The organism is Collinsella aerofaciens, assembly GCF_020709435.1.
Taxonomy (GTDB): Bacteria; Actinomycetota; Coriobacteriia; order Coriobacteriales; family Coriobacteriaceae; genus Collinsella; species Collinsella aerofaciens_AU.
Genome location: NZ_JAJFDP010000022.1, coordinates 20,235 through 27,007 on the forward strand (window position 1 = coordinate 20,235; position 6,773 = coordinate 27,007).

Annotated in this window: 7 protein-coding genes; 3 read left to right on the plus strand and 4 right to left on the minus strand. The window is 54.8% G+C overall.

Going from position 1 to position 6,773, the window contains the following annotated elements; genetic code table 11:
- Positions 1-18 precede the first annotated feature (18 nt).
- Positions 19-1,146, plus strand: a complete 1,128-nt coding sequence (locus LK493_RS09375) for a coiled-coil domain-containing protein (RefSeq protein WP_227790834.1) — start codon at positions 19-21, stop codon at positions 1,144-1,146.
- 164 nt (positions 1,147-1,310) lie between these two features.
- A complete protein-coding gene (locus LK493_RS09380) occupies positions 1,311-2,177 on the plus strand; it encodes a DegV family protein (protein ID WP_227790835.1) in 867 nt (288 codons plus the stop codon).
- Between the two features lie 73 nt (positions 2,178-2,250).
- Here the strand turns inward: LK493_RS09380 and LK493_RS09385 are convergent, their stop codons facing one another.
- Complete coding sequence (locus tag LK493_RS09385) at positions 2,251-2,862, minus strand: DUF1836 domain-containing protein (RefSeq protein WP_227790836.1); 612 nt, start codon at positions 2,860-2,862, stop codon at positions 2,251-2,253.
- 155 nt (positions 2,863-3,017) lie between these two features.
- On the minus strand, positions 3,018-3,956 hold the full coding sequence (locus LK493_RS09390; protein ID WP_138112617.1) for an NAD(P)/FAD-dependent oxidoreductase: 939 nt from the start codon (positions 3,954-3,956) through the stop codon (positions 3,018-3,020).
- 69 nt (positions 3,957-4,025) lie between these two features.
- Here LK493_RS09390 and LK493_RS09395 point away from each other — a divergent pair, with 69 nt between their 5' ends.
- Entirely contained in the window at positions 4,026-5,375 is a 1,350-nt protein-coding gene (locus LK493_RS09395; protein ID WP_227790837.1) for an MGDG synthase family glycosyltransferase, read from the plus strand.
- A gap of 391 nt (positions 5,376-5,766) precedes the next feature.
- On the opposite strand, the gene dut is transcribed toward LK493_RS09395, so the two are convergent.
- Both dut and nrdR read right to left on the minus strand, forming a co-directional pair.
- Positions 5,767-6,210, minus strand: coding sequence for a dUTP diphosphatase (gene dut, locus LK493_RS09400; protein ID WP_227790838.1), 444 nt, complete (start codon positions 6,208-6,210; stop codon positions 5,767-5,769).
- Between the two features lie 4 nt (positions 6,211-6,214).
- Positions 6,215-6,658 carry a transcriptional regulator NrdR gene (nrdR, locus tag LK493_RS09405; RefSeq protein ID WP_022093781.1) on the minus strand — a complete coding sequence of 148 codons (444 nt, stop codon included), beginning with the start codon at positions 6,656-6,658 and terminating at the stop codon, positions 6,215-6,217.
- Positions 6,659-6,773: the final 115 nt, after the last annotated feature.

Below are 6,773 nucleotides of genomic sequence, written 5' to 3' on the forward strand. Positions count from 1 at the left end.
TAGTGGAAAGGAAGCTACATGCGCACAGCAAACACGCACAAAAACATGGCACGCTGCGCTGCTACGGCAACCCTCGCTTGTGTTTTGGGCTTGGGCCTCGCGGCTCCTGCCTACGCCGATACCGCATCCGACCTTGCCGCTGCTCGTACTAAGCTCGAGCAGATCGGTACCCAAACCCAGCAGATTTACGATGAGCTCGCCACGCAGACGCAGGCGCTCGATCAGACTGCTGGCGAGATCACGCAAAAGCAGCAGGAAATTGCCGATGGTCAGGCCAAGCTCTCGACCTATGTCGCCGGCGAGTACAAAACCGGCGGCCTGAGCCTGCTTCAGGTTCTGACGGGCGTCGATGACCTGAGCGATATGCTCAACCGTCTGTTCTACTACGGGAAAGTTTCCGATAAGCAGGCTCAGACCATTCAAGAGGTCAAGGAGCTTAAGCAGCAGCTCACCGATAAGCAGGCCGAGCAGGAGAAGAACGTCGCCGCCACGCAAAAGAAGGTCGACGAGCTTAATGCCCAGCAGGCTGAAGCCCAGAACGTCGTAAATTCCCTGGATTCGCAGCTGCAGGCCGAGCTTGCCGCCGAGGCCGAGGCCAACGCCGCGCTTCAGGCCGGCATCAACGCCAGCACCGCCGAGAAGGCCACGGTGAGCAACGAGACTGCCGGTACGACCGAGAACACCAACAACGGTGGCCAGACCAGCAATAACAACAACCAGGGCGGCAACACTCCGGCTCCTACGCCGGCACCTGCTCCGACGTCGCAGCCCTCCACACCTGCTCCGGCTCCGACGCCTTCTGCTCCGAGCCAGTCCGTCGACGGCGGTTCTGTTGTCTCGCGTGCATACAGCAAGCTTGGTTGCGCTTATTCCTGGGGCGGCATTGGACCGAACAGCTTCGATTGCTCTGGTTTTGTTAGCTATTGCCTCACTGGTCGCTATTGCCGCCTGGGCACCACGGGTACCTTTATGGGCTGGACGCGTGTGTCCGATCCGCAGCCCGGTGACGTTGTGGTCAACTCGTACCACACCGGCATTTACATCGGTGGTGGTCAGATGATTCATGCTTCCGACTACAACACGGGTGTTATCATCAGCTCCGTTGCCGCCGGCATGAACAATAACTACATCTTCGTGCGTTACTAAGTCATCTTACACAGCGTGTGAATGTGGACCTCGTGGCTTTAAGTTGCGAGGTCCATTCTTTTATCTTTAGTCCAGGCCGCTATCTAGTTTTGAATACTAGATAGCGGCCCAATCGGTCAGAAAGAAAGCTATAATTGATGAAGAACAATTAGAAAGGACCCTCTATGAGCTGGGCACTTATCTCCGATTCAAGCTGCAACCTCCGCGATTGGCAACCGACCGCGCCCCATACCACCTTTGCATTTGCGCCCCTCAAAATTCGAGTGGGGGAGCGTGAATTCGTCGATGACCTTTCGCTCGATGTGCATGAGCTCAACTGCGCTGTTCAGGCGGAGACGAACGCTTCTTCGAGCGCTTGTCCCAGCGTAGGGGAGTGGGCCGAGCTCTTCAAATTGGCAGACAAGACCATCTGCATGCCGATCTCTGAGGGCGTGTCGGGCAGCTACAACGCGGCAGCCACGGCTCGCGATATGGTTCTTGCCGAGGAGCCCGACCGACAGATTCATCTAGTCAATTCACGCGCAGCTGGCGGCAAAATGGACCTCATTTTCTTGCTGTTCGACCGCTATCTTGCAAGCAACCCGGATGTCTCATTCGAGGACGCTTGCGCATACTTCGATAGCCTTGAGCAGAACAGCAAAATCCTCTTCAGCTTGTGCAATTACGAAAACCTCGCCAAAGCCGGACGTATCCCTAAGGCAGCCGGCGTCATTGCCAACAAGCTCAATATCCGCATTTTGGGCACGGCGAGTGAGGCCGGTAAAATCGAACTCGTGGGGCACACGCGAGGCGAAAAGAAGATGCTCAACAAGATTATCGATACCATGGAAGCCGAGGGTTTTGCCGGCGGCGAGGTCATCATCGATCACGTTGAGAACGAAGCTGGAGCACAGGCGCTTACTGACCGCATAGTCGAGCATTGGCCCGGCTCCAAGACCATCATCATGCCCTGCAACGGCCTGGATTCCTATTACGCCGAGATGCACGGCCTCATCATCGGCTACGGCATGGGCTTAGCTTCGGGCAAATAAAGTCCAACCAAGCAAAAATACGGGCGGGACAAAGCGACAGATGGCTCTTTGTCCCGCCCGTTTTATACGTCGGCTAGCTATTAAACCCGTTGAACTTGAGATAGCTCATCAAGTAAGCCTTCGAAACAAAGGATGAAACCGCGCTGCGCACAAGCAGCGACTCACGCGTTACCTGACGCGCCGTATCGGGAACCGGTGTCTGCTCGACAGAAAACGCCGACCGAATCGATGCCTCAAGCTGATCGACCACATAATCGAAGGCCGTCGGGGCATCGTAGCTCAAACGTTGAATGTTAAAGAGTGCCTGCACCGCAGCAATAGGTAGCACCTGCTTAAAGATGCAGATAGCGATCAGGCGGGCAATCTGCTCGCGGCCATATTGTTTTTTGACCGGAGCAGGCACCAAGCCGACCTTTACGTAGTTATTGATCATCGATGGCGTAATGACAGGCTGCTCAACGCAGATGGACAGCGGCTCCATCCACAGCGCAACGTACTCAATGACCTGGTCGCGGTAGAGCGTCACATTGGGCAACTGGTTATAGCGCGGCAGGCTCAACGTATTGAGTTTGCGCACGATATCGGACTGAATAAATGCATCGGGCAGCACAGTGGGCTGAATATCCTCAGGCTTAATGCTGACCGACGAATCGGACATCGGGATAACGCGTTTGGCGTGGTTCATAAGGATCCTCCGTTCATTAGCTATATTGTATTCTAGGTTATCTAGTTTTGCATACTATATAGCAGGAAAGTAAAAGTGGTTGGACAGCACATTGATGCACCGTCCAACCACTTTGTTTTAAAGATAGCAACCTTACATAATATATATTATCGTACTTATCCACGGAGAAACGCGTATACGCTCGTTGCCGCTATGGCTCCATCAGAAACGGCAGTCACAACCTGGCGTAAACGCTTGGAACGGATGTCGCCAGCGGCAAATAGACCTGGCGTGCGGGTCGCCATGGAATCATCAGTAACAATACCGCCGTCCGGCGCCAGATCGACTAGATGCTCAACGAGCTCGGAATGGGGCTGCGTTCCGGTAAAGACAAAGATACCAAACGAGCCAGGGACAAATGACTCGGTGTGAGTTTCCCCGGATGCATTGTCCTTAAAGGTAATCGTCGTTGGCATGGCTTCGCCCGAGAGCTCGACAATACTAGTTTGGTACCTAACTGAAATATTATCTTTTGCAAGAACTTTTTGAACCACACCATCGGGGGCACGGAACTGATCGCGGCGCAAAACGATGGTCACGCTGCTGGCGATTTCTGACAAGAACAGAGCTTCCTCGCAGGCAGCATTGCCGCCGCCGATGACAAAAACCTGCTTGCCGCGAAAGAACATGCCGTCGCACGTCGCGCAATACGAAACGCCGCGACCGCGATACGCATCCTCGCCAACAAAACCAGCAGATCGCGGCGTGGCACCCATGCAAGCGATAACGCTCGAGGCCGACGTATCGCCCAAATCGTGATGCACCGTAAACAGCGCTGCATCGGCATCGTAATCGATACCCGTAACCATGCTCCATGTAACCTGTGCTCCCAGGCCCTCTGCATGCTGCTGAAAACGCTCACCGAGTTCGGCGCCACTCAAGAGCGGAATGCCCGGATAGTTCTCGACTTCATTGGTCGTGGCGATCTGCCCTCCCGACATGCCCTGTTCAATCACGGTCGTCGTTAGGTTGGAGCGCGCCGCATAAATGGCCGCAGCATAGCCCGCAGGGCCGCCACCGATAATCGCAACATCGATCGGCTGATGGGTAGTCATGAAGAGACCTCCTGTCGAAAGATTGGCGTTCTTTGCGCTCATACCCAAATTTACGTGAACATGACACTCATGCACTACAATGATAAATCGCGTAACAAAGCTGAAGGGGAGTTATCGATGGATCAAACGCAGATGAGCAATAGCGCTCCCCTGCCCATGCAAGCCACTCCCCAACCGGAGCAAATGACCGTTTCACCTGCACAAAAACCCCTAGTAACCATTGTGCACGCATCGGTTGGATCGGGCCACAAAGCCGCCGCCAACGCGATTGCACAAGCATTTGATCTTATCCGCGGCACCAAGGGAATCCCTGAGGATATTGAAATTGAAGTGCTCGATATCCTTGATTTTGGACGTATTAAATTCGACGGCAATAAGACCGCGGCTTCTTTTACGGGAGCCACACGCCCCATTTACGACCTGACCTGGCGATATACGCTTACGGGACATCTTCTCTGGGGTGGCGGCACGGCATGGTCGCGTATTATGTTCCCCGCCTTCAACGAATATATTCGTCGCCGCAGGCCTATAGCCGTGGTCGCAACGCACATCACAGCAGCCAATGTTGCCGTGGGCGCCCGCGTAATTACGGGTATCGATTACCCGGTCATCTGTGTGCCGACCGATTACGAAGTCGAAGGCTTTTGGCCCCACAAGGACACCGACCTATTCTGTGTAGCCAACGAGTTTATGGCCGAAACGCTGCGCCCGCGCAAGGTTCCCGAGTCAAAGATCCGCATAACGGGCATCCCCATCCGAGCCGGTTTCGATTCAGATTACAAACGCGAAGATGAGCTCAGCAAGTTCAATCTCCCCATAGACAAAACCGTCGTATTGGTGATGGCCGGCGCCAGTTTGCCCCAACCATACGTGCGTTTCCGCGCCGCGATGGACCACACGCTCCCCTTCTTACGCGGCTTTGAGGACATGCACTTTGTCTTTTTGCCCGGTAAAGACGTGGAGTATGCCACCCGTCTGAAGACGCTCTTCGTCGCCATGAAGCTCGAAAACGTCACAGTTCTGGACTACGTGGATGACATGGCGGCCCTCATGCACGGCTGCGACCTGGCAATCCTCAAGTCGGGCGGGCTCACCGTCACCGAGTGCCTATGCGCACATCTGCCGATGATCCTGCTGGGCAAGTCCTATGGCCAGGAAAAGGCCAACACCACGATGCTCACCGGCATGGGCGCCAGCATGCATGTCACCACCGCACGAGAGCTCATCGTTACCCTACGTCACCTGCACGACCATCCCGAATCACTCAAAGCCCTACTCATCAATGGCGAAGTACTACGCCGCCCCCACGCAGCCGAAGACATAGCCATCGCAACCATGGAGCTAGTAGGCAAGCCCCAAAAGCGCAAACGAGCCTTCTGCCGCTTCTATTGGGGCGGAAAACCCGCGCATATCCGCTAGTCGAATGTCCGCCGCTCTGCCGGAGCCGCCCTTATATCATTCCATGCTCAAACATTCTCACTTCGCTGCGAAACTGCGCGTGGAACGATATAAGGGCGGCTCCGGCAGAGCGGCTGCGTTTACTTACTAGCAGCTACTTCAGAATCCCCTCCATTAGAACCTGCAAAGGTAAAACAGGAAAATAAAAATACAGTAAGCCGATGCAACAAAGGGACAGCCCCTTTGTCGCATCGGCTTACTAGAAAAGTAAATATTGTTTCAAGCGAGTAGCCGCCCGCCCGGGGCTTACCTATATCGTTCCACGCGCAGTTTCGCAGCGAGCGAAGCGACGCGAGAATGTTTGAGCATGGAATGATATAGGTAAGCCCCGGGCGGGAGGGATACGAGCGCCCTAGGCGACGCCGCTGGAGCCGAAGCCTCCGTTGCCTCGGTCGGTTTTGTCTAGTTCTTCTACTTCCATGAGGTTGACCGTGGGGACTTCTTGGATGACGAGTTGGGCTATGCGGTCGCCTTTGTTGATTTTGATGTTGTTGGAGGGATCCAGGTTGATGAGGATAACCTTGAGTTCTCCTCGGTAGTGGGCGTCGATGAGGCCCGGCGTATTGACTATAGACAGGCCCTGCTTGATGGCCAAGCCGCTGCGGGGCTGGACGAAGCCGGCATAACCGTCGGGCAGGGCGATGGCCAGCCCAGTAGAGACCAGACGACGTTCGAAGGGCCTCAGGACGCAGTCCTCGTTGGAGCGCAGATCCAAACCGGCATCGGTGGGATGGGCGTATTTGGGAAGCTCGACGGTGGGGTCGAGACGCTTTATGTTGACGGTAATGTTGGACATGGAATCACCTTAGCTTGTCAAGCTCTTGCAGAAACTCATCGACGTCTTTGAAATCGCGGTAGACCGAGGCAAAGCGGATGTACGCCACCTTGTCGATCTTGGCCAAGCGCTTGAGCACCATGTCACCCAACTCATGGGACGTGACGGCCGTCAGCGTACGAGAACGCAGCTCGACCTCGATATCGTCGATAATCTCATTGAGCTTCTTAGTGTCGATATCACGCTTGATGGTGGCGCGCATCAAGCCGACGAGCAGCTTATTGCGATCGAACCGCTGCTTGGTTCCGTCCGACTTAATGACCTCAATTGGGTCTTCGCATCGCTCGAACGTTGTAAAGCGGTAGTTACACGAGCAACATTCGCGACGGCGCTTAATGGTGTTATTTGACTCCTGCATACGGGAATCAACGACGCGGGTATGTGCCTTGCCGCATTTGGGACAGCGCATGGTACCTCCTCTTAAACGATAACAAGGGTACCATGTGCAGCGCGATAATGATTACGAACGAGCCCTTGATTATCAACTTCATCCGAACACTTCCCACATTCATCCGCACATGTGC

What these genes read in the sequence shown, in the direction of transcription:
- LK493_RS09375 (WP_227790834.1), top strand. Translation starts at nt 19, where the DNA reads ATGCGCACAGCAAACACGCACAAAAACATGGCACGCTGCGCTGCTACG.
- LK493_RS09380 (WP_227790835.1), top strand. Translation starts at nt 1,311, where the DNA reads ATGAGCTGGGCACTTATCTCCGATTCAAGCTGCAACCTCCGCGATTGG.
- LK493_RS09385 (WP_227790836.1), bottom strand. Translation starts at nt 2,862, where the DNA reads ATGAACCACGCCAAACGCGTTATCCCGATGTCCGATTCGTCGGTCAGC.
- LK493_RS09390 (WP_138112617.1), bottom strand. Translation starts at nt 3,956, where the DNA reads ATGACTACCCATCAGCCGATCGATGTTGCGATTATCGGTGGCGGCCCT.
- LK493_RS09395 (WP_227790837.1), top strand. Translation starts at nt 4,026, where the DNA reads ATGCACTACAATGATAAATCGCGTAACAAAGCTGAAGGGGAGTTATCG.
- dut (WP_227790838.1), bottom strand. Translation starts at nt 6,210, where the DNA reads ATGTCCAACATTACCGTCAACATAAAGCGTCTCGACCCCACCGTCGAG.
- nrdR (WP_022093781.1), bottom strand. Translation starts at nt 6,658, where the DNA reads ATGCGCTGTCCCAAATGCGGCAAGGCACATACCCGCGTCGTTGATTCC.